This is a genomic window from Clostridium sp. AF19-22AC (assembly GCF_003479085.1).
Classification (GTDB): Bacteria; Bacillota; Clostridia; order Lachnospirales; family Lachnospiraceae; genus Faecalicatena_A; species Faecalicatena_A orotica.
The window spans coordinates 85,716-106,029 of the sequence record NZ_QUGN01000006.1 but is presented as its reverse complement, the minus strand read 5'-3'; the positions used below and the strand labels follow the sequence as shown (position 1 = coordinate 106,029).

General features: G+C 47.0%; 20 protein-coding genes. 1 reads left to right on the top strand and 19 read right to left on the bottom strand.

The window, feature by feature from the left end:
* Window positions 1–286: 286 nt before the first annotated feature.
* The 18 genes from trxA to DWX43_RS08890 all read right to left on the bottom strand — a co-directional run bounded on the left by trxA (window position 287) and on the right by DWX43_RS08890 (window position 18,315).
* Window positions 287–595, bottom strand: a complete 309-nt coding sequence (gene trxA, locus DWX43_RS08970; RefSeq protein ID WP_109730977.1) for a thioredoxin — start codon at window positions 593–595, stop codon at window positions 287–289.
* Between the two features lie 238 nt (window positions 596–833).
* Window positions 834–1,490 carry a Crp/Fnr family transcriptional regulator gene (locus tag DWX43_RS08965; protein ID WP_118620069.1) on the bottom strand — a complete coding sequence of 219 codons (657 nt, stop codon included), beginning with the start codon at window positions 1,488–1,490 and terminating at the stop codon, window positions 834–836.
* Window positions 1,491–1,518: 28 nt separating this feature from the next.
* Window positions 1,519–3,636: a penicillin-binding transpeptidase domain-containing protein gene (locus DWX43_RS08960; RefSeq protein WP_330582237.1), complete on the bottom strand. Its 2,118-nt coding sequence runs from the start codon at window positions 3,634–3,636 to the stop codon at window positions 1,519–1,521.
* A 255-nt stretch (window positions 3,637–3,891) separates the two neighbouring features.
* Window positions 3,892–5,163, bottom strand: a complete 1,272-nt coding sequence (gene purD / locus DWX43_RS08955; protein WP_118620068.1) for a phosphoribosylamine--glycine ligase — start codon at window positions 5,161–5,163, stop codon at window positions 3,892–3,894.
* A gap of 54 nt (window positions 5,164–5,217) precedes the next feature.
* Window positions 5,218–5,844, bottom strand: coding sequence for a phosphoribosylglycinamide formyltransferase (gene purN, locus DWX43_RS08950; RefSeq protein ID WP_118620067.1), 627 nt, complete (start codon window positions 5,842–5,844; stop codon window positions 5,218–5,220).
* Window positions 5,838–6,863 carry a phosphoribosylformylglycinamidine cyclo-ligase gene (gene purM / locus DWX43_RS08945; protein ID WP_118620066.1) on the bottom strand — a complete coding sequence of 342 codons (1,026 nt, stop codon included), beginning with the start codon at window positions 6,861–6,863 and terminating at the stop codon, window positions 5,838–5,840. Before purM ends, purN begins: the two co-directional genes overlap by 7 nt.
* A 72-nt stretch (window positions 6,864–6,935) precedes the next feature.
* The gene (gene purE, locus DWX43_RS08940; RefSeq protein WP_109730972.1) at window positions 6,936–7,448 is read right to left on the bottom strand and encodes a 5-(carboxyamino)imidazole ribonucleotide mutase; all 513 of its coding nucleotides are present in this window, start codon (window positions 7,446–7,448) and stop codon (window positions 6,936–6,938) included.
* A gap of 32 nt (window positions 7,449–7,480) precedes the next feature.
* Window positions 7,481–9,556, bottom strand: coding sequence for an aminopeptidase (locus tag DWX43_RS08935; RefSeq protein ID WP_118620065.1), 2,076 nt, complete (start codon window positions 9,554–9,556; stop codon window positions 7,481–7,483).
* Window positions 9,557–9,934, bottom strand: coding sequence for a DUF6142 family protein (locus tag DWX43_RS08930; protein ID WP_118620064.1), 378 nt, complete (start codon window positions 9,932–9,934; stop codon window positions 9,557–9,559).
* Window positions 9,909–10,385: a VanZ family protein gene (locus DWX43_RS08925; protein WP_109730969.1), complete on the bottom strand. Its 477-nt coding sequence runs from the start codon at window positions 10,383–10,385 to the stop codon at window positions 9,909–9,911. The genes DWX43_RS08930 and DWX43_RS08925 overlap by 26 nt, the downstream gene beginning before the upstream one ends.
* Before the next feature lie 71 nt (window positions 10,386–10,456).
* The gene (locus DWX43_RS26935; RefSeq protein WP_182440659.1) at window positions 10,457–10,606 is read right to left on the bottom strand and encodes a hypothetical protein; all 150 of its coding nucleotides are present in this window, start codon (window positions 10,604–10,606) and stop codon (window positions 10,457–10,459) included.
* A gap of 44 nt (window positions 10,607–10,650) precedes the next feature.
* Entirely contained in the window at window positions 10,651–11,325 is a 675-nt protein-coding gene (gene pyrE, locus DWX43_RS08920; RefSeq protein WP_109730968.1) for an orotate phosphoribosyltransferase, read from the bottom strand.
* Window positions 11,326–11,352: 27 nt separating this feature from the next.
* Window positions 11,353–12,255 (bottom strand): dihydroorotate dehydrogenase, encoded by a 903-nt coding sequence (locus DWX43_RS08915; RefSeq protein WP_118620063.1) that lies wholly within the window; start codon window positions 12,253–12,255, stop codon window positions 11,353–11,355.
* On the bottom strand, window positions 12,255–13,037 hold the full coding sequence (locus DWX43_RS08910; RefSeq protein ID WP_118620062.1) for a dihydroorotate dehydrogenase electron transfer subunit: 783 nt from the start codon (window positions 13,035–13,037) through the stop codon (window positions 12,255–12,257). Before DWX43_RS08910 ends, DWX43_RS08915 begins: the two co-directional genes overlap by 1 nt.
* A 23-nt stretch (window positions 13,038–13,060) precedes the next feature.
* Window positions 13,061–13,987 carry an orotidine-5'-phosphate decarboxylase gene (pyrF, locus tag DWX43_RS08905; RefSeq protein WP_118620061.1) on the bottom strand — a complete coding sequence of 309 codons (927 nt, stop codon included), beginning with the start codon at window positions 13,985–13,987 and terminating at the stop codon, window positions 13,061–13,063.
* Between the two features lie 75 nt (window positions 13,988–14,062).
* Window positions 14,063–15,340 carry a dihydroorotase gene (locus tag DWX43_RS08900; protein ID WP_118620060.1) on the bottom strand — a complete coding sequence of 426 codons (1,278 nt, stop codon included), beginning with the start codon at window positions 15,338–15,340 and terminating at the stop codon, window positions 14,063–14,065.
* A gap of 209 nt (window positions 15,341–15,549) precedes the next feature.
* Window positions 15,550–17,364, bottom strand: coding sequence for a DUF6320 domain-containing protein (locus DWX43_RS08895; RefSeq protein ID WP_118620059.1), 1,815 nt, complete (start codon window positions 17,362–17,364; stop codon window positions 15,550–15,552).
* Window positions 17,365–17,367: 3 nt separating this feature from the next.
* Window positions 17,368–18,315 (bottom strand): alpha/beta hydrolase, encoded by a 948-nt coding sequence (locus DWX43_RS08890; RefSeq protein ID WP_109730962.1) that lies wholly within the window; start codon window positions 18,313–18,315, stop codon window positions 17,368–17,370.
* Between the two features lie 114 nt (window positions 18,316–18,429).
* Between DWX43_RS08890 and DWX43_RS08885 the strand changes: the two genes are divergently transcribed.
* The gene (locus DWX43_RS08885) at window positions 18,430–19,302 is read left to right on the top strand and encodes a MerR family transcriptional regulator (protein WP_118620058.1); all 873 of its coding nucleotides are present in this window, start codon (window positions 18,430–18,432) and stop codon (window positions 19,300–19,302) included.
* 62 nt (window positions 19,303–19,364) lie between these two features.
* On the opposite strand, the gene DWX43_RS08880 is transcribed toward DWX43_RS08885, so the two are convergent.
* Window positions 19,365–20,300, bottom strand: coding sequence for an aldo/keto reductase (locus DWX43_RS08880; RefSeq protein ID WP_118620057.1), 936 nt, complete (start codon window positions 20,298–20,300; stop codon window positions 19,365–19,367).
* Window positions 20,301–20,314 lie beyond the last annotated feature (14 nt).

Sequence of the window (20,314 nt, the reverse complement as noted above, 5' to 3'; positions counted from 1 at the left end):
GCTAATAAAACTAGCTGCAATGCTGATAAAATCAATGATTTTCAGTTGTTTTTTATACCTCCGTGCATGAAACGTCGGAAAATGGTATTATGAAAGAAGTTAAACACGCAAAAGAAAAAGGACGCGATGAGCCAACAAGAGGAATTGTTCGACTGCGGAAGATGACAGAGAAATTACAGGGAAGGATCCACTTTTTACCAAAGACATAAATTTATTTACACTACCGATAAGCAGGCACATACGGACTGTGCAGTATATGCACAGTCCGACTAAACAATTACTACTTTTACTCAAATAAAGAGAGAACCGCACTCTTTGGTTTTGCTCCCATATCCTTTTTAGATACATTACCGTCTTTAAACACGATAAAGGTCGGAATACTCATAACGCCATATTTCTGGGCGATCTCCATCTCTTCATCTATGTTCAGTTTGCCAACCTTTACATCTGACTTTTCGGATGCAATCTCTTCGACTACCGGTCCCATCATCTTGCATGGACCGCACCAGTCTGCGTAAAAATCAACCAGCACCGGCTTATCTGACTTTAAAACTTCCTGTTCAAAATTTTCTGTTGTAAGTTTCACTACTGACATTTTTATTTCCTCCTTAGATATATGAATTAAGATTTGTTGACTATGGTTACAGTATACCATGAACACTAGGTTCGAAAGAACCTCACCAAGTGTTCAGGTATGCATTTTCACTAAGCTCGTTAAAACCTCGCTAAGTGTAAATAGTATATCACATTCCCGTGTTTCTTCTGTGACAAAATCACAAAACGAGCTTTTTTAGTTACTGTGGCCCCCCAAAGGAAGCTCACCGCAGCCCTTTTTATACTTTGCCCAGTTTTGCTGCATCCAATACTTCAATATGCCCGCGGGTCAGTTTTACGAGACCGTCCGTCTGAAATTGTTTCAGAAGTCTTGTTACAACCTCCCTTGCCGTACCGAGATCGCGTGCAAGGGCATCATGTGTGATTGCCAGTGTATCTGAACCGGCAAGCGCCCGGTGTTCCAGAATCGCATCCGCAAGTCTCGACGCGACATTTGAAAACACATATTGGTTAAACAGCCACATGATGTCCGAAAACTTTTCAGATATCATCTCCAGTGTATAATCCTTAACCTTTGCATTCTGCTCGCTGATTTCCTTGTACAGGCACTTGGGAATCGTACAGATTACGGAATCCTCTTCCAGCTCCATATCCAGTTCAATGTCCAGACCTTTCATCATGCACGCCGCGCTTAAGATGCTGACATCTCCATCGAGCAGGCGGAACAGCGTAATCTCACCGCCACCGGGAGATGTAACAAAGACCCTCGCCTGCCCCTCTTTGATAATCTGCACCCCGGCACATTCCTTGCCGCCATAATGGAGCATGGTCCCTTTTTTCACAGAACTTTCCGTCACCTTTTCAACGAGTGCGTCCTGCTCACTCTTTGTAAGTTCTTCCCAGAAAGGAAGAGTCTGTTCCAGTAATTCTCTCATTTATACCTCACCTATACCAATCCTTTTATTACTGCTCATATGCTGCCACAATCTCCCTCACTTTAGCGGTTACATAGCCGCTTCCGCCCTTATCCTTGACGTCCTCTACCATTCCTGCAACGACTACCGGTTTCGCGATATCCTCCGTTGTCTCACACACAAACCATCCACGCTCCACACCGTCGGTATCATCCTGGCTTTCCTTGATCTCAGCAGTCCCGGTTTTTCCGAGCATCGTCACGCCGTCTATCTTGGCGCTGGCACCGGTTCCTGACGGATTCTCAATCACCTGGATCAGGTCATTTTTTACAAGTTCCGCCGTCTCTGCTGAAACAACATTTTTCTTCCATATCTTGGGCTGTGCATTATCTTCATATAAAATCGTCGGTTCAATCATACTGCCGCCATTGACAAACATCGTGTACATAGACACCATATGGACCGGATTTACCAGAAGCTGCCCCTGTCCGTATCCTGTGTCAGCCAGCTGGATTTCGGAATCTATCTTGTCATCATCGTCATACGTTGAACTGACAATCCCCATCTCAAACGGGATATCCTCATCAAATCCCATTGCCTTGAACTTCTCTTTCAGGGTATCTTCACCAATCATAAGAGCTGCCCTTGCAAAATAAATATTATCCGAATAAACAAGTGCATTTTCCAGATTTACTTCCTGCCCGTAATCTGTCAGCGTCGTCACAAAATAGTCTCCCCAACTCGCATCTTTCTGCCAGCTTAAGCCTACATACCCCAGATTTTCATCCGGTTTAAGCTTCCCGCTGTCCACGCCGATCGCCGCAGTCACGGCCTTAAAAGTTGAGCCCGGAACCCATGTATTATACCATCGGTTCGTGAGAGGTTTATTCTTGTCATCGTTAAGTTCCTTCCAGCGCTTATCGGACATGCCCATGATAAATTCATTCGGGTCATATCCCGGCGTGCTGACCAGCGCGAGCACCTCCCCGTTTTTTGGATTCATGGCCACCGCCGTTCCCGGGTCTGAAGCAAACTGCTGGTGTGCATTCTTCTGCATCTGTGAATCAATCGTAACCTTGACATCCTTCCCGTTCTCGGCAGGCTTCAGGGCCAGCGTTTCTATTTTCACACCATCGGCATCCACAATATCGATTGTGCATCCGTCAACGGCCCTCAAGTCATCCTCAAGCGCCCTCTCCAGACCTGCTTTTCCAATCACGCTGTTCTCATGATACCCTTTCCCTTTCAGCTCTTCCAGGTCTTCTGCTGTCACGGCCTGAACATAGCCCGTCAGGTGCCCGGCCGCATCCCCGAGTGGATACACACGTTCTTCTTTATCATTAATCATGATGCCTGCAATCTTCAAAAGCGCCTCTTCCGTGGCAGAGTCTTCCTTCCGAATCTCCTTCACAGGAACGAATGAATCATCCTTCACATAAGAAGCTCCCAGCTTCTGGTTGATATCATCTGCAGTTATTCCGAGAATGTCTGCAATCTTTTTCACGGACTCATCCTTATTATCTCCCAGCTTGCCCGGCACAATCCCGACCTCTGACACAATTCCCTGCCCTGCAAGCATCTGTCCGTTCCTGTCCAGAATGGAACCCCGGACCGCCGGTTCTGTATTAATCTGTACCTTGTACTCATTCTTAAGGGACGGAAAGATCAAAGTAGAATCCCAGTCAATCCGATAATATTTATCCTCTTTGACCAGCTTCATTTTATTGTCAAAAGAAATCTCATCCGCCGAAGTCTCCATGACCGTGGAATAGGAAACATATGCCTGTTTCTTCCCATCCTTTAACTCAGCATCCCCTTTCACTTTAACCTGAATATCAGATGCTTCAATTCCATCATAAATATTCTGGTTGCGCGTCACAAAGTCTTCCTTGGAAATCTCCTTTTTCGAATCTTCACTCAGCATCTCATACATCTTTTCGTACTTCCCCTGATTCAGGTACGAAAAATATTCCGCCACAGTCTCCTCAGGTGTGGCCTTCATCTGGAACATCTTCCAGACAAAGAAACCTGCCACAGCCGCCACCACAAGTATCACGATGATAACCACCGGCAATATCCACTTTTTCCTGTGGCCCCTGCTATTCATATTTCCTCTGCTGCTCCCCTTATGGTTCTTCTTTTTAAGATAATCTTTCCTGCTCGCCAAAACGCTCCCCTGCCTTTCTTTGAAACACATCTCCATGCAAACTATATTTCTAATATTACAATTGTAATCTTTGTCTGTCAATCAGAAGCGCCAGAATACTCAAAATTATTTATGAAAAGAAGAAAAAATCGCAGCGGATGAAGAGTGAAACGCTGTTACTTAAACAACTTTCCGGGCGGACCGCACCATCCTCAAAATGATGTAGTAAACTCCGCCGCTGCCCCTTCGGCCGCTGCGCTTTTCGTTAGCAATCCCTTACGCTTCGTCGATCGCTTTTCCGATATCGTGCCTCATGTATTTATTATCAAAATGTACCCACTCCGTTGCAGCATATGCATTGGCGCGTGCTTCTTTCAGGTCTTTTCCTTTCGCGGTCACACCGAGGACGCGTCCGCCGTTTGTCACGATCTGGTCTCCATCGAATTTTGTTCCTGCATGGAAGCAGTAATATCCTTCATGCTTCTTGAATTCATCCAGCCCCGTGATCGGCAGCCCCTTTTCATACTTAACCGGGTAACCGTCAGAAGCCAGAACGACGCATACAGCGGCATTATCTTCAAACTGCAGGTCGATCTGATCCAGTGTCCCGTCGATGCACGCCTCAATCACATCGATCAGGTCGTTTTTCATACGCGGAAGAACAACCTGTGCCTCAGGATCCCCAAAACGTGCATTATATTCCAACACTTTTGTCCCGTCCTCTGTCAGCATCAGGCCGAAGAAAATAATCCCCTTAAATTCCCTGCCCTCTGCTGCCATAGCATCGACTGTTGCCTGATATACATATTTATTACAGAAGTCTTCCACTTCCTTCGTGTAAAACGGACTAGGGGAAAATGTTCCCATTCCTCCCGTATTCAGACCGGTATCCCCGTCTCCTGCACGTTTATGGTCCTGCGCAGAGGTCATGGTCTTAATTGTCTTGCCATCTACGAAAGAAAGCACGGAAACTTCACGGCCTGTCATGAATTCTTCGATTACCATTTCATTCCCCGCTGAACCGAACTTCTTATCCAGCATGATTGTCTTCACGCCTTCTTTTGCTTCTTCCAGCGTATTGCAGATCAGCACACCTTTGCCGAGTGCAAGCCCGTCGGCCTTTAAGACAATCGGGAACTTTGCATTCTCCAGATAAGCAAGTGCTTTGTCCGGGTCAGTAAAGTTTTCATAAGCTGCTGTTGGTATATTGTATTTTTTCATCAGGTCCTTTGAAAATGCCTTGGACCCTTCCAGGATTGCCGCATTCTTACGCGGTCCGAATGTCCGGATGCCTGCCGCCTCCATCTCATCGACCAGCCCTCCGACCAGCGGATCATCCATGCCGACGATCACGAGGTCAACCGCCTTCTCTTTTGCAAAAGCAACCAGTCTGTCAAATTCCATCGCGCCGATATCCACACACTCTGCATATTCTGCAATTCCTGCGTTGCCCGGTGCACAATACATCTTCTCAACCTTGTCGCTTTTTGCAGCACTTTCTGCAATTGCATGTTCTCTTCCACCGCTTCCTACAATCAATACCTTCATGGCAGCCTCCTCTATACTTTGTATCTTCTTTTTCTTGTCATCTGTTATCATAAGTTACTCTGCGATAATCGTCCTGTTGTCCCTGACAGTTACTTTCCCGTTTGCAATCAGGTCGATTGCCCTCGGCAGGATCTTCCACTCAGCCTGTTCCATCACCCGGCGCTGCAGGATCTCAGGGGTATCCCCGGCTTCCACTTCCACTGCCTTCTGCAGGATAATCGGTCCGGTGTCCGTCCCCTCATCCACAAAATGCACCGTCGCCCCGACAACCTTCACACCGCGTGAAAGCGCCGCCTCGTGAACCTTCAGCCCGTAATATCCCTTTCCGCAGAACGACGGAATCAGGGACGGGTGAATATTGATCATACGGTTTCTGTATTTTTCAATCATAGCAGCAGGAATCACGACAAGGAAACCTGCCAAAACGATCAGATCCGGTTCAAAACTATCTACAGCCTCGAGAAACTTCTCATTGAAAAGCTCTCTGGAGGCATAATCCTTCGGCGATACACACAATTCCGGAATTCCGTTTTCCTTCGCACGTTCCAGAGCATAAGCATTCTTATTGTTGCTGATTACCCCCGCGATCTCTGTGTTGGAGATTGTACCATCCTTAACACCGTCGATGACCGCCTGCAGATTCGTGCCGCCCCCGGAAACGAGAACTACTATCTTTAGCATAAGCTGACTCCTTTTTCACCTGCTTCGATCTGTCCGACTACATACGGAGCTTCCCCTGCTGCCTTGATGGCATCCATTGTCTTCTCTACGTCAGCCGCATCCACTGCAAGAATCATACCGAGTCCCATATTGAAGGTGTTGTACATCATCTGTTCTTCGATATCTCCGTCCACGGATAACATCTTAAAGATCGGCGGGATCGGGTAACTGTCTTTCTTAATAACAGCATGTGTATCATCTTTCAGCATACGGGGCACATTCTCATAGAATCCGCCGCCTGTGATATGGCTGCATGCCTTAATCGTAACGCCTGCCGCTTTTACGCTGCTAAGCGCCTTTACATAAATCTTGGTCGGAGCCAGAAGCGCCTCGCCCAGCGTGCATCCCAGACTGTCATAATATGTATCAAGCGCTTCTCTCTTCATATTGAATACTTTTCTTACAAGTGAAAAACCATTGCTGTGTACACCGGAAGAAGCCATACCGATCAGGACGTCCCCTGCCTTTAAGTCTTTTCCTGTAATCAGGTCTTTTTCATCCACTACACCTACTGCAAATCCTGCAAGGTCATATTCATCCACAGGGTAGAATCCGGGCATCTCTGCTGTCTCTCCGCCGATCAGGGCAGCATTGGACTGTTTACACCCGTCAGCCACACCGCTTACGATTGTCGCAATCTTCTCCGGTTCATTCTTGCCGCATGCAATATAATCAAGGAAGAACAGCGGTTCCCCGCCTGCACACGCAATATCATTGACACACATTGCAACACAGTCGATTCCGATCGTGTCATGCTTATCCAGGATAAATGCCAGTTTCAGCTTTGTTCCTACACCATCCGTACCGGAAACAAGGGTCGGTTTCTCCATATCCTTAAACTTTTCCATAGAAAATGCCCCAGAAAATCCTCCCAGATTCGTGAGCACTTCCGGCCTCATAGTCTCCTGCACATGCTTCTTCATAAGCTCTACTGATTTGTAACCTGCTTCAATATCAACGCCCGCGTTCTTATAATCCATACCTATTCTCCAATCTGTTTTTTCACACGCCAAAAACCGCCTGTCCGACGGTTTTTGGTATTTTATCTATTCTTATTTCTGTGCCAGATAAGCTTCGTAGCCGATTTCATTCAGCTTTTCGGCTTTGCCCTGAACCGTCTCCTTCATCTCTACAGAGTATGCTTTCAATTTTTCCAGAAGCTCTGCGTCTGATGTTGCGAGAATCTTTGCTGCCAGAATTGCGGCATTCATTCCACCGTCAATAGCAACTGTTGCCACAGGGATTCCCGGCGGCATCTGAACGATTGAAAACAGTGCATCTTCTCCTGCCAGATTCTTTCCTGACATCGGAACACCTACAACCGGCATCGGAAACAGTGCTGCGCACATTCCCGGCAGATGTGCTGCCATGCCGGCACCTGCGATGATTACTTTGATTCCTTTTCCTTCTGCTGCCTTGGCCCACTCAAAGAATACATCCGGCTCGCGGTGTGCGGAAATGATCGTCATCTCATAATCAATCCCCAGCTTCTCCAGCATGCCTGCGGCTTTACTCATGACCTTCAGGTCAGAGTCGCTTCCCATTACAATTCCTACTCTTGGCATATTTTATCCACCTTTCTCATTTGGTATTTCTTTTATACATTAAAAGGCTTATTCAGGTCCTCTGTTCCTTCCAGTACAAACCTTCCGTCTTTCAATAGTATAATATTTTTTCCTTCTTTTGTCACTACACTTATTTCTTCTAACTCTTCATAAGGTATGGTTATATCTGTATGGCACTGGAAGTATGCTTTTGCCGGGTCTTCCCTGCGCAGAACGGACACTGAATTATCTTTTGCCACAATTTCTTTTCCATTGGGATTATAGACTTTCACGTCCTCGCTCCAGCTGTAGCATGTATCCCCCACCGCAAAATGTGGTCCCATCTTCTCAGCGATCAGGATCGGCATCTTATCTTCTATACCAAACTTTTTAGCCGCCACATAGGCAGTCGTATTTGTTCCGACTGCAAACTCACCAAGCGGGAGTGTCTTATGGTTATGCAGTACATTTTCATAAATATACTTTTTGTTATCTTCTTCCTTCTCGAAATTCGTGCATGTATAATCTTCAATCATCCCGTCTTTGAAGACGATTTTCAGGTTCCGGTACTGCAGTTCATTGAGGTACACGCGGCTTACATGCAGTGTTCCTTCCGTTCCTTCCAGAACGGGCGAGGTGAATACTTCCCCTACCGGTATATTGACATCCGCTACGCAGTTCTCGAATATCGTCTCTTTTTCACGGTCATTCAGATGGAACAGCCTGACTTTCAGATCCGTCTCGTTTCTGCCTTTCCCGAGAACATGGACGTATTCTCCCTGATCCAGCGCATCAATCAATGTCTGCTGAACTCTCTCATAAAGTGAGGCGTCCAGAGTGTTGATGCGGATCACCTCATCGAAGATGGCTGCATATTCGTCCCCGATCTCCGGGACCGGATAAGCGATGATTGTGAAACTGCGTTCTTCGCCCTTGATATACTGGTTCGTCAGCTGCCCTGACTTGCTGTCATAGAGAAGCGACAGTGAACGCTGTGACTCGCTGTAACCAACGGCCTCCGGTTTCGCTTCCGGTGAAAACGGCTTCTCCCCGAATATCTCCATTACGGCAGGGCCCGCAAACTGCGCTGCCTGCTCTTTGTTTTTCTCATAAACATTCCGGATGACATCCAGCTTTCGCTCAATATACCGTTTATCCATAAACAGTGCCTGATCCGAGCGATGGTCATATTCGTATTGTTTATTTGCGATTGCACCGTAGTAGCCAACCTTAAATTGTTCTTTTTTCGTAATCACACTGGAAGAAGCGCGGTAAATCACCGGTTTCAATCCCATTTTTTCAAAATTGCGGATGGCCAGTCTGACTACTTTTTCAAAGCCAAGGCTGTAGCGGATATTAACAACGGACTTTTTTGACAGGTCTTTTCCGGTATTGATAAAACCAACCCGATAGCCTTCCGTGTAGACATCTGCCATCTTCTGAAGTGTATCCCCGCTGAGGCTTTGCAGATGTCTGGCCGTTCCCAGCTCATTTTCTGTAATATATTCACCGAAGCGGTACAGGTATCTTTCATCATCCAGATCCGCATTCATGATAATGTCTGCCGCAAAGGAATAATCCGGCCAGATCTGCTCTTCAATACGGTCCGCCAGAAATACATCGCAGTAATCACTGGCATACCAGTAAATAATCTCCTTCAATGTCTTATATTCCGGAAGTTCTTCTGTTTCGAAGCAGTTGTATACTTCGATAAATAGCTCGTTCAAAATCGTCAGGTAATCCATCCGGTTCTCAAAGACATATGGAATTCCCCCGCGCATTTCTGTATACAGCATACTCAGAAGCTGTCCATACTCTTCGCCAAGCAGGCGCACCGCATATGCCGGGTCTGCATAACTTGTTTCATACCGCCCCTCCAGAATATCCGCATAGAGCGCCTGGTTAAAGTTCTGCATCGTTTCAATACTGGCTTCCTCCCACTGCCCGCTCTCAATCTTCCTGCGCACAGCTTCCAGTTCCAGCAAAAATGCACTCACAGCCTGAAAATACGGGCGGAACTGTACCCCGGCAGTCTCCTCCGCCGCAATCTGCTTCATCCTTTCTATCGAAAGCTCATGCCTCTCCTGACACTGTAAATTTCTCTCTGCCTGCCATTCCTTCCACACCATTTACTTTAGCCCTCCTATAAATATCGTTAACAGCCCCAGCAGGATGACGATATTCCCCGCCAGTCCCGCCTTACAGGTAATATAATTTTTTTCTCTTTCACGCATCCCCTTAATGGATGCCCGTATTCCCAGAACTGCCAGCACGGCCGACAGAAGGCCGAACCCTCCCAGAAATGCCCATGTCTTTCCACGCATGATGAACGCAACGAGGATACAGCTCAGAATCAGTGCAAAGGATGCGCCTGCATACACACAGGAATAGATTCCCATACGGGAATGTTTCATTTTCGCCTGTCCGTATTTCCTCGATCCTCTTTTTTTACGCCCTTTCTCCTGTTCCTTCTGCCTGTCCCTAGCGTCTTTTTTTCCTGCGCCCATTATGCCGTCTCCTTATCATATTGCAAATTATGAAAAAAATATACCCCAGCAAGCCTCCGATTGTATTCAGCAGGATATCATCCACATCAAAACTGCCTACTTTTGTGATCAGCTGGAAAATCTCCACACAAAGGCTTAGACCGAAGCTGTAAAATAGTGTCATGAAAAAACCTCTGGCTCTGCTGGCCATTGAGATGAAAAATCCGTATGGCACAAATATCAGTATATTCCCGAATAAATTAGTGAATACCGCGAAGGCTCCCAGTTCTTCCCGGTATTCAATGAATCGCTTTATCTCTTTAAAAAGTATCAAATTATACCGGTATTCCACATAGACACCGGTACGGCCGTACCAGTCTGAAAAAATCAGAAAGTACAGGAGGAAGAAAATGTAAAGTACAAACATCACCTTCCCCATTGTACGAAGCTTCTTAACTTGTTTCTGGCTCAAATTTCTACCCCTTTATACTGTGCACGACTGAAAAATGTGGACAGTAACCTTATTCACGATACATTCTGAACTTAGAATGTAATTTCATTCTTGTTCTTCAGCAGACGTGCCCCATTGATAATCGTAATGATGCCTGCCGTAACGCCTGTCACAATCATAATAATTCCCAGTACAATGCTCCCTGCTCCTGCAGTTGACATTGTCTTATAAGCCTTTTCCATCTTGATTACCTCCTAATATTTATGCTGTCTGTCCCGAAGTTACACTATTTTACGCCGTATTCCTCATAATATGCATCGATCGCTGCCTTTAATGCATCATCGATAATCACCTTGCCTTTGTACGGCCTGTTGTACAGATGTTCAACCACTTCCGCCATTGTTACGATCGCGGTAGTCTCAAGTCCGTACTTCTCCTGAATTTCGGCCAGGGCGCTCTTGTCCCCCTGCCCGCGTTCCATCCTGTCCACAGATACGACCAGTCCGATCGGGGATACATTTCCCTGTGCCTGAATGATCGGAAGCGTCTCCTGAATGGATGTCCCGGCAGTTGTAACATCCTCGATAATTACGACCTTATCTCCATCCTGAATCGGGCTTCCCAGAAGGATTCCCTTATCGCCGTGGTCTTTGACTTCTTTTCTGTTAGAGCAGTATTTAATATCTTTGCCATAAATTTCGCTGATTGCAATTGTAGCTGCAACGGTCAGTGGGATTCCCTTGTATGCAGGTCCGAACAATACGTCGAAATCAAATCCAAACTTCTCGTTGATTGCCTTTGCATAGTACTCACCCAGCCTGCGTAACTGTGCCCCTGTACGGTAAAAACCTGTGTTTACAAAAAACGGGGTTTTTCTTCCGCTCTTTGTCACAAAATCTCCAAATTTTAAGACTTCACAGTCAATCATAAATTCAATAAATTCCTGTTTATACTGTTCCATGATGGTTCTCCTTCTAATATATAACTTTTATTTTACAATCCCTGTCATATCCTGTATGTTTTCAAAATGATATCGTTCCATGTACTTTTCAATGCCTTCTATGATTTCCATTGTTGCCGCCGGATTGAAGAAGTTTGCCGTACCGACCGAAACCGCGCTGGCACCGGCAAGGATGAATTCCACCGCATCCTCATATGTGGAAATTCCGCCCATACCGATGATCGGAACCTTCACGGCATTTGCCACCTGATATACCATTCTTACGGCAACAGGTTTTACTGCCGGGCCTGACAATCCACCAGTCTTATTGGCGATTGCAAAGGTTTGTCTGTGAATGTCTATCTTCATCCCTGTCAGTGTGTTGATCAGGGAAAGCACATCCGCCCCGCCGGCCTCGGCCGCTTTGGCAGTCTCGGTAATGTCGGTCACATTCGGGCTCAGCTTCATAATGACCGGCTGCTTCGCGTACTTTTTCACTTCTCGTGTAATGTCTTCCACTGCTTTCGGATTCTGGCCGAATGCGATCCCGCCTTCCTTTACGTTAGGACAGGAAATATTGATCTCCAGCATATCCACGGGTTCATCTGCCAGACGCTCGACGACTTCGCAATATTCTTCTGTGGACTTTCCGCAGACGTTAACGATGATCTTCGTATCAAACTTTTTCAGGAAAGGGATGTCCCTCTCACAGAATACATCGATTCCCGGGTTCTGCAGGCCGATTGCATTCATCATGCCGCCGTAAGTCTCCGCGATCCTCGGCGTCGGGTTCCCGGGCCACGGTACATTCGCCACGCCCTTTGTCACGACTGCACCAAGACGGTTCAAATCTACGAATTCACTGTATTCTTCCCCGGAACCGAATGTCCCTGAGGCTGTCATAACCGGATTTTTTAACTCAACACCGGCAAGATTCACTGTTGTATTCATTAGATTTCCACCTCCGTTGACAAGAATACCGGGCCGTCTTTGCAGACGCGCTTATTATGGACATGGCTGTGGCTGTCAATCTCTTTAGACTTGCACACACAGGCCAGACAGACACCGATCCCGCAGGCCATCCGTTCCTCCACAGATATATAGCATACAATGTTTTTTTCTCCGGCATACTGCTTGATTGCCCGAAGCATGGGAGCCGGTCCACAGGCATAAATAATATCCGCTGACAGATCATTTGCAGCAATCGCATCCATAACATTTCCTTTCGTTCCCGCGCTGCCATCTTCTGTAGCAACGTAGAAATTACCGCAGATACTAAACTCATCTGCCAGGAACTGTTCATCACGGTATCCCATAACAAGTACTTTCTCTGTATCCAGCTGTTTTGCCAGTTCGAGCATCGGCGGCACTCCGATTCCGCCTCCGATGAGCATTGCCTTTTTCCCTGCCGCCGCTTCCAGAGGGAAACCATTTCCCAGAGGGCCCAGAATATCAATCCAGTCTCCCTTAATCAGTTCGGAAAACTGTTCCGTTCCCGTCCCTTCCCCAGTTACCCGGTATACGACGCGGATCAGCTTTCTGTCCCTGTCGATCTCACAGAGGCTGATCGGACGTGGGAGCAGCTTACTCCCGTCTTTTGTATACATAGAGATGAACTGTCCCGGCACTGCCAGAGACGCAATCTCTTCTGTCTGAATCCACATACTGTAGATGTCTGCCCCGATGTATTCCTGAGAAACGATCATGGCAGATTCTTTACGTTTATTAGACATTGTTATTCTCCTTTTACCTGTCTTTATCTTCCCGCCAGTGCCTGGCTGATATCAGATACCATCGCTTCTACGGCAGCTCTGGATGCATCCCCGAAATTCGCCGGTCCAAACTTCGCATAGGCTTCCTGCTTATAGGCTGCAATGATACCTCTGGAAGAATTAACAATTGCCCCGAGTCCATCCTCATTGAAGAAATGAACAAGGTCCTTGCCCTGTCCTCCCTGAGCGCCATAACCCGGCACCAGAATATAAGACTTCGGCATCACCCTGCGGAGTACTTTCCCCATCTCCGGGTAAGTTGCGCCGACAACAGCACCGATATAGCTGTACTCGTCTCCCATGCACTGCTCGCCCCACTCTGCCACCTTCTCGCCGACCAGCTCATAGAGCGGCCTGCCGTCGATTAACTGGTCCTGAAACTCTCCACTGGAAGGATTGGATGTCTTCACAAGGATAAACAGCCCTTTCTTCTCAGACTTGCACACATCAATAAACGGATTCAGCCCGTCTGACCCCAGATAAGGGTTCACCGTTGCAAAGTCTTCATCAAACGGGACATATTCCTTACTTCCCACTTTTACCCTTCCGAGGTGGCCAACCGCATAAGCTGCTGAAGTCGAGCCGATATCGCCCCTCTTAATATCACCGATAACCACAAGGTCCTTTTCCTTACAATAATCAACCGTCTTCTTAAAAGCCATGATCCCCGGCACACCAAACTGCTCATACATCGCAATCTGTGGTTTCACAGCAGGAATCAGGTCATACGTCTTGTCCACAATCTCCTTATTAAACTGCCAGATCGCCTCCGCAGCCCCTTCCAACGTCTCCCCGTATTCAACAAACGCCTTCTTCTGCACATGCTCCGGAATATACGAAAGCATAGGATCCAAACCAACCACAATCGGGGCACCCGTCTTCTTAATCTTCTCAACCAGCTTGTTAATCATGAAAAATCCTCCTAAATTATCTGAATGTTCTGTAAACGGACCGCAAAAGGGTCAGACCCCTTTGCATTCCATTTTTTATTTTGCATATACAATTGCTCCATCTACGATGGTGTACAGTACTTCTCCCTTTACCGGATATCCGTCAAACGGTGTGTTCTTTCCTTTTGACAGGAACGTATTCTTATCGATTCTGTATTCTGCGGCCGGATCGAAGACTACGATATCGGCCGTCTTTCCTACGGATATTGACCCCTTGTCCTGAAGTCCGAGTATCTGCGCGGGATTGTAGCTCATCTTCTCTGCCATCTGCATCGGTGTGAGTACTCCCTTTTCTACCAGTTCGGTGTATGTCAGGCATGCGCTTGTCTCAAGCCCGACGATTCCAAAAAATGCTTTTTCCATCGGGAGGTTCTTTTCTTCCTCCGCATGCGGCGCATGGTCTGTGGAGATCACATCCATGATACCGTTCTTTAAGCCTTCCCGCAATGCTTCCACATCTTCCGGTGAACGGAGCGGCGGATTCATCTTATACTGGCCATTGTTCTCCTTTATATCATCCGTGGATAAGATGAAATGATGCGGGCAGACTTCTCCGGTTACGGGAAGTCCTTCTTTCTTTGCTGCGGCTATCATCTTCACGCTGTCTGCCGTGGAGCAGTGGCACAGGTGCAGGCGGACGCCTGTCTCTTTTGCCAGCAGGATGTCTCTTGCAACGATGACATCCTCAACCGCGTTGCTGATACCCTTCACGCCCAGTTCTTCTGCCTTTGCCCCGGCGTTCATGACGCCGCCTTCTACCATATTAATATCCTCGCAGTGGGCGAATACGGAGATTCCGCTCTCCTTCGCTATTCTCATGGCCTTTCTATATAGGGAGGCGTCCATGACGGACTTCCCATCCTCACTGATGGCATGGCATCCGGCTTCCGCCATTCCCTTAATATCGGAAAGTTCTTCCCCCATCTCCCCTTTCGTGACAGCCCCAAGCTGTATCACATGAACAGGAGATTCTTCTGCCGCCCTTCTGTGCAGGTGAGCTACCATCTCTTTCGTATCAGTGACGGGCTTCGTATTCGGCATCGCGCACATGGTTGTAACCCCGCCGCGCGCCGCGGCCCTGCCGCCTGTTTCCAGTGTCTCTTTATGTGTCAGGCCCGGGTCTCGTAAATGCACATGCAGGTCAATAAATCCGGGCATAACATAAGAGCCGGATGCATCGATCGTCTGGTCTGCCGTCTCCTGAATATCTTCAGCAACCTTCACGATCCTGCTGTCTTCCACTAGCACATCACTGATGCCATCCAGCCCTGTAAATGGATCTAAAACGTGTCCGTTTCGAATCAATAATTTCATATTGTCTTGTCCTTCCTCATTTCTATAACACATTTGTATATATAGATTTATAATACCACAAACAGCGCAAGTAATACAATCCAAAATCAAAGTCCCAAAACCGCATATTTCCGTCAAAAAAGCATAAGACGCAGTCCCCTTCCGGCGATCTGGTCCCAACCGCCCTTTAAAGCCCGCTCCTTATGCTTTTATGACTGCCTTCCGGCACATCACACATGAAACTTCTTATGCATCTCTTCCCTGAATTCTTTTCCCTTAAAAATCACCAGAGCCGCAAGGAACAGAAAACATACCCCGACACAGATTGTACATATAATCTTAAACTTCACCACATTTGTCAGTAGCAGGATCAGGGGGAGAATCACCCCGTAGCCGCCCGCCATAACAAAATAGATCATATACTCACGGGCCGTGTTTTTCTGCACCTTTGTAATAATAAACATAGAAAACAGGATGACCATGCACACGATCGGAAGGACAAAATCCACCGACCACCCGTGCCAGCCGGTAAAGGCATCCCATAAGATACAGCCCACCGTCACAATAATCAATTGCCACATAGCATTCTTCATAAGGTTATACCGCTTAACAAACCCGATCGCGAGAGCCAGCCACATACTTCCGATTCCCGCCGCCGTAAACAGGGTCCAGCGCACCGATGGATGGTAATTAAAGTCCAGTGCCACAAACACAACCGCAGCCACCAGGCAGAAGAATGAAAAGAAACGGAATACTTTCATCTCAAGTTCACTCGGCACATCCGGCTCCGGAAATTCCGGTTCAACCTTCTCTGCCACAATCCCCTGCTCCTTCAGAATACGGTAAAAATTCCGCTGGATATTCAAGGTGTCGAATCTGGATGTAAAACCTAAGGAAAGCTTATCTCCAAACGAACACATACACAGTTCAATCTTCGGCGTACTCGTATAGACGCCGAACCTCTCAATGTAAGCTTCGTAATCCTTTGGCATTTTCACGGCACTCATATTCGAAAATATGGCAGTTACATCACGTTCGGCAAGCCTTGCCCCTGCCCGGATTCCGAGATTTTTCAATTCCAGTGGTGCAAGACGGAGAATCGGGTGCATCTCCAGCGTAATCAATTCGTTCATATGCTTTGCCACACGCTCCGTTGTCAGTTCTTTCTCAAAATATTCCTTCACGTGCTGCAGTACTTCTTCAAAACTGCCGCCGCCTTCTCCGAAATGATATCCCGGCTCAATCCAGTTGAAGAAATTCAGCATAGAATCAGACGCGAAGAACTTCCTCAGATTCACAGGCACCATCAGTACGACCGGATGCTTCTCCTGCTGCTTCGTCATCTCCTTGTGAATCGCCATCAAAAAGACCGTTGTCAGGAAGACCGTCATCGACACCCCCAGCTCCCTGGAACGTGCAAGTACAGCTTTCACCGAGAGAACCGATTCATTTACCTGAAGCCTGCCAGTCTCCTTGCGCGGCTTCTTCAGCTGGTAGGCCCTTGGCTTCTTCTCCTTTTTCTTCTTAACTTCCGAATAATACTTTGAAAAACTGTCATTCTCCTGATCCTGTATCGTCACATCTCCGTCCAGAAGGGGCTGGTCTGCAAGGCCGTCTCCCCGGTGCGTAAGATACAGGTAATTCTTCACAAGTTCACGCAGAAATTCCGTCGCCCCCGTCCCGTCTGTCAGGGCGTGGAACACCTCGAAATTAATCCGCCTTCCATAATAGGTCACCTCAAACAGCAAGTCCTTCTTATCCCGGACATAAAGATTACTGCACGGCTCCCTGTATTCCTCACGCACAACCGGCCTAAGCCCGCTCTTCTCTAGATAATGCCAGAACAGCCCCTTGCGCATGACCGACAAAAATACAGGATAAGTCACAAGGGTCTTGTCCAGTGCTTCCTGCAGTCTCTCCTGGTCTACTTCCTCTTTTAAAACGCAATAGAAGCGGAACACTCTGGTGTCCTTCTTGTTGCTGGTCGCCGAAAATAATTTCGCCGCATTATCCAGTTTTCTCCAATACGCTCTAGTCTGCTGCACACCTTACACCTCCCGGACAAACTCATTTTTCAGGAATTCATTAATATGGTCAAAACTCTCCTGCACATAAAAGTTCTTAATTCCCAATGCAAAATAACCGTGCAGGGCATCTTGAATCCTGCAGATCTCCACCCGGTTACCCGCTTCTTTCAAGCGTTCCCCGTATGCCTCTCCTTCATCCCGAAGTGGGTCATATTCTGCAGTCAGAATCAATGTATCCGGCTGATTCGAAAGATCTTTGGCCAGAATCGGTGCAAAATACGGATTCTGTTTATCTTCCTCACTCCTTGCATAGAGATTAAGGTAGTCTCTCATCTTTCCCGCCGTCAGAAGATAATCTGTTCCATTTTCCCGCACAGATTCGAAAGGAGAATCCTCAGAGTAATCATTGCTGACCGCCGGGTAAATCAGAATCTGCCTCTTCGGAAGGAATTCTCCTTTATCCCTTGCCATAAGCGACAGTGCCGCCACAAGGTTCCCTCCTGCACTGTCTCCAATCAGGGTAATATCATCCGGTTCCACATTCAGAATAAAACGGTTCCTGAAAATAGCCTTCGCTACTGCATAACAGTCTTCCAGACCGTCCGGGAACTTGTTCTCCGGTGCCAGCCTGTAATCCACGGCTACGACCACATGCTCCGTTGCATTTGCCATGCGGGCACAGATCCGCTCGTAATTATCCACGCTCTCGGTCACCCATCCGCCCCCATGTATAAAGAGCATGACCCTGTGCTGGTTCGGCCCCATATTATGAAATGCCTTCTCATTCGGGAAAAAAATCCTCGTCGGCACCTCATGCTCACCGTTATATATCTTATAATCAATCGTCTTATAAAAAATCTTCATAGGGTCCAGCCGTTTCAGATCCGCCAGATGCCTTGACGCCTCGACCTCGATCCCGTCAAAAGAAAGTGCCTTTAAAATCATTCTGGTAGTATTATTAATTGCCATAAATTCTCCTATCATTCCGCCTGTTTCTTTACCATTTTAACATCAAATACTACAATATACAAATCAAGTTTTACCAGTTATAATATAGATATTATAAATTATGAGGAGGTGCTTATGGATTCAATCAATCATACCGGTAACAATCAGGATAACAACTTGACTTATTATAAGATAGGGGAATTTGCAAAACTCGCGCATGTGTCCATCTCTAAACTGCGTTATTATGATGAAATCGGTCTTTTGAAACCCTATTCCCGGGGAAAAGATAATAGCTACCGCATTTACGATTCTTCTCAGTTGGACCGCGTTGCAACAATTAAAACATTTCAGCGGCATGGAATGTCCCTGCAGCAGATGGTGCAGATTTTAAATGATAAATACGGATTTTTTGACCATATGGCTGAATTTGCCAACGAAAAAGTAGAAGAGCTGTGCCGTCAGATTGACTTATTAACACAGATGAAAAATGAGTATGAAAGCCTTGCTCTTAGTTACCCGCTGCTGTCGCGTGAGCTGAAAATCGGACAGATTCTCTACTCTCCAAAGCCGCCCTTTAAGATTGTAAGAACAGATTATTTTCAAGAGAATTTTTTCAGGAATGATGACGATACAGAGTTCTATTTCTATATGAAAGAACTCAGCGAAACGATGGGGTCCGTGCAGTGGTTTGCCTCCGATACCGGATATCAGGTATCTCTGGCCGAGGAGGAAATCAAACTCGACGGTACACTCATGTTCCGCCTTCCCAGCCAGCATCCGAATGCTTCTGTCACCAGTATTGAAACCATCCCGGCGGCTGATACGGTACACTATATCGCACCAATGAGCGAGGAAGATGTCATCGATAATATTCATCGTATGCTGACCTACTGCGACGAGATTGTACGGACTCCCGAGGATTACTGTTATGTATGGTTCATGGTTGCAGACTATTCTGATGATCCGGTCAACAAACCAATTATCCAGCTCTGTATTCCGCTGAAATAGGTTTCCTGATATGAAACAAAATAATATGTCAGGCCGGGGTGTCTGCACCCCGGCCTGTTATATCAAATTTCCAGACGCAGAAGCTCATCATCGATTTTCTGCATTTCCCCCTCTGTCAGTTGCCAGTCAAATGCCGCGCAATTCTCTTCGGCTTCCAGAGGCTTGCGTACCCCGCACAGAGCCGTGCCGACATAAGCCTTCTGCGTGCTCCAGTTCACCGCCGCCTGGGCCGGTGTCCCCCCATGTTCCAACGCGATGGCATCCAGTGTCTTAAGGAGCTCCATTACCTTTGAAAACTTTGGCTCACTATAAAAATCATAAAATTCTTTTCTATAATCATTTTCATCAAATTCCGGGAGTGTGCGGATTGCTCCGGTCAGGATGCCTGCACCGAGTGAACCATAGGTAAATGCATCCATCCCCTGATTCTTTGCCCATTTCATCAGTTCTTCCGCACTTCTGTTTACCATAGAATATGGCGGCTGTATGACATCTATTTTTCCATACTTCTCTGCCTCCATAATCTGCTCTTTCGTGAAATTAGAGACACCGGCATAACGGATTTTCCCCTGCTGTTTCAAAACCTCCAGCGCCCTCATCGTTTCTGAAACCGGAGTTTTCGGATCCGGCCAGTGCATAAAGTAAAAGTCGATATAATCAATATTTAGACGTCTCAGTGAGTTTTCACACTCCTGCATCACGAAATCATATTTGCCGTTCTCCGCCCAGTCAAACTTCGGATCCAGGCCAAACTTTGTAGAAACATACACCTGGTCCCGGTATCCTTTCAGCGCCTGACCAACAATCTCCTCTGAATGACCTGAGCCATAAGCAGGTGCAGTATCAATTACATTAACTCCCAAATCAAACATTCTGTGAATTGCCGCAATGGAATCCTCTGTATTCACATCACCCCAGCCTTCGCCCCCGATCGCCCAGCTTCCTGCGGCAAGCGAGGAAATCTTCACCCCGGCTCTTTCTAATTTTTTATATCTCATTTCTCTGCCTCCTG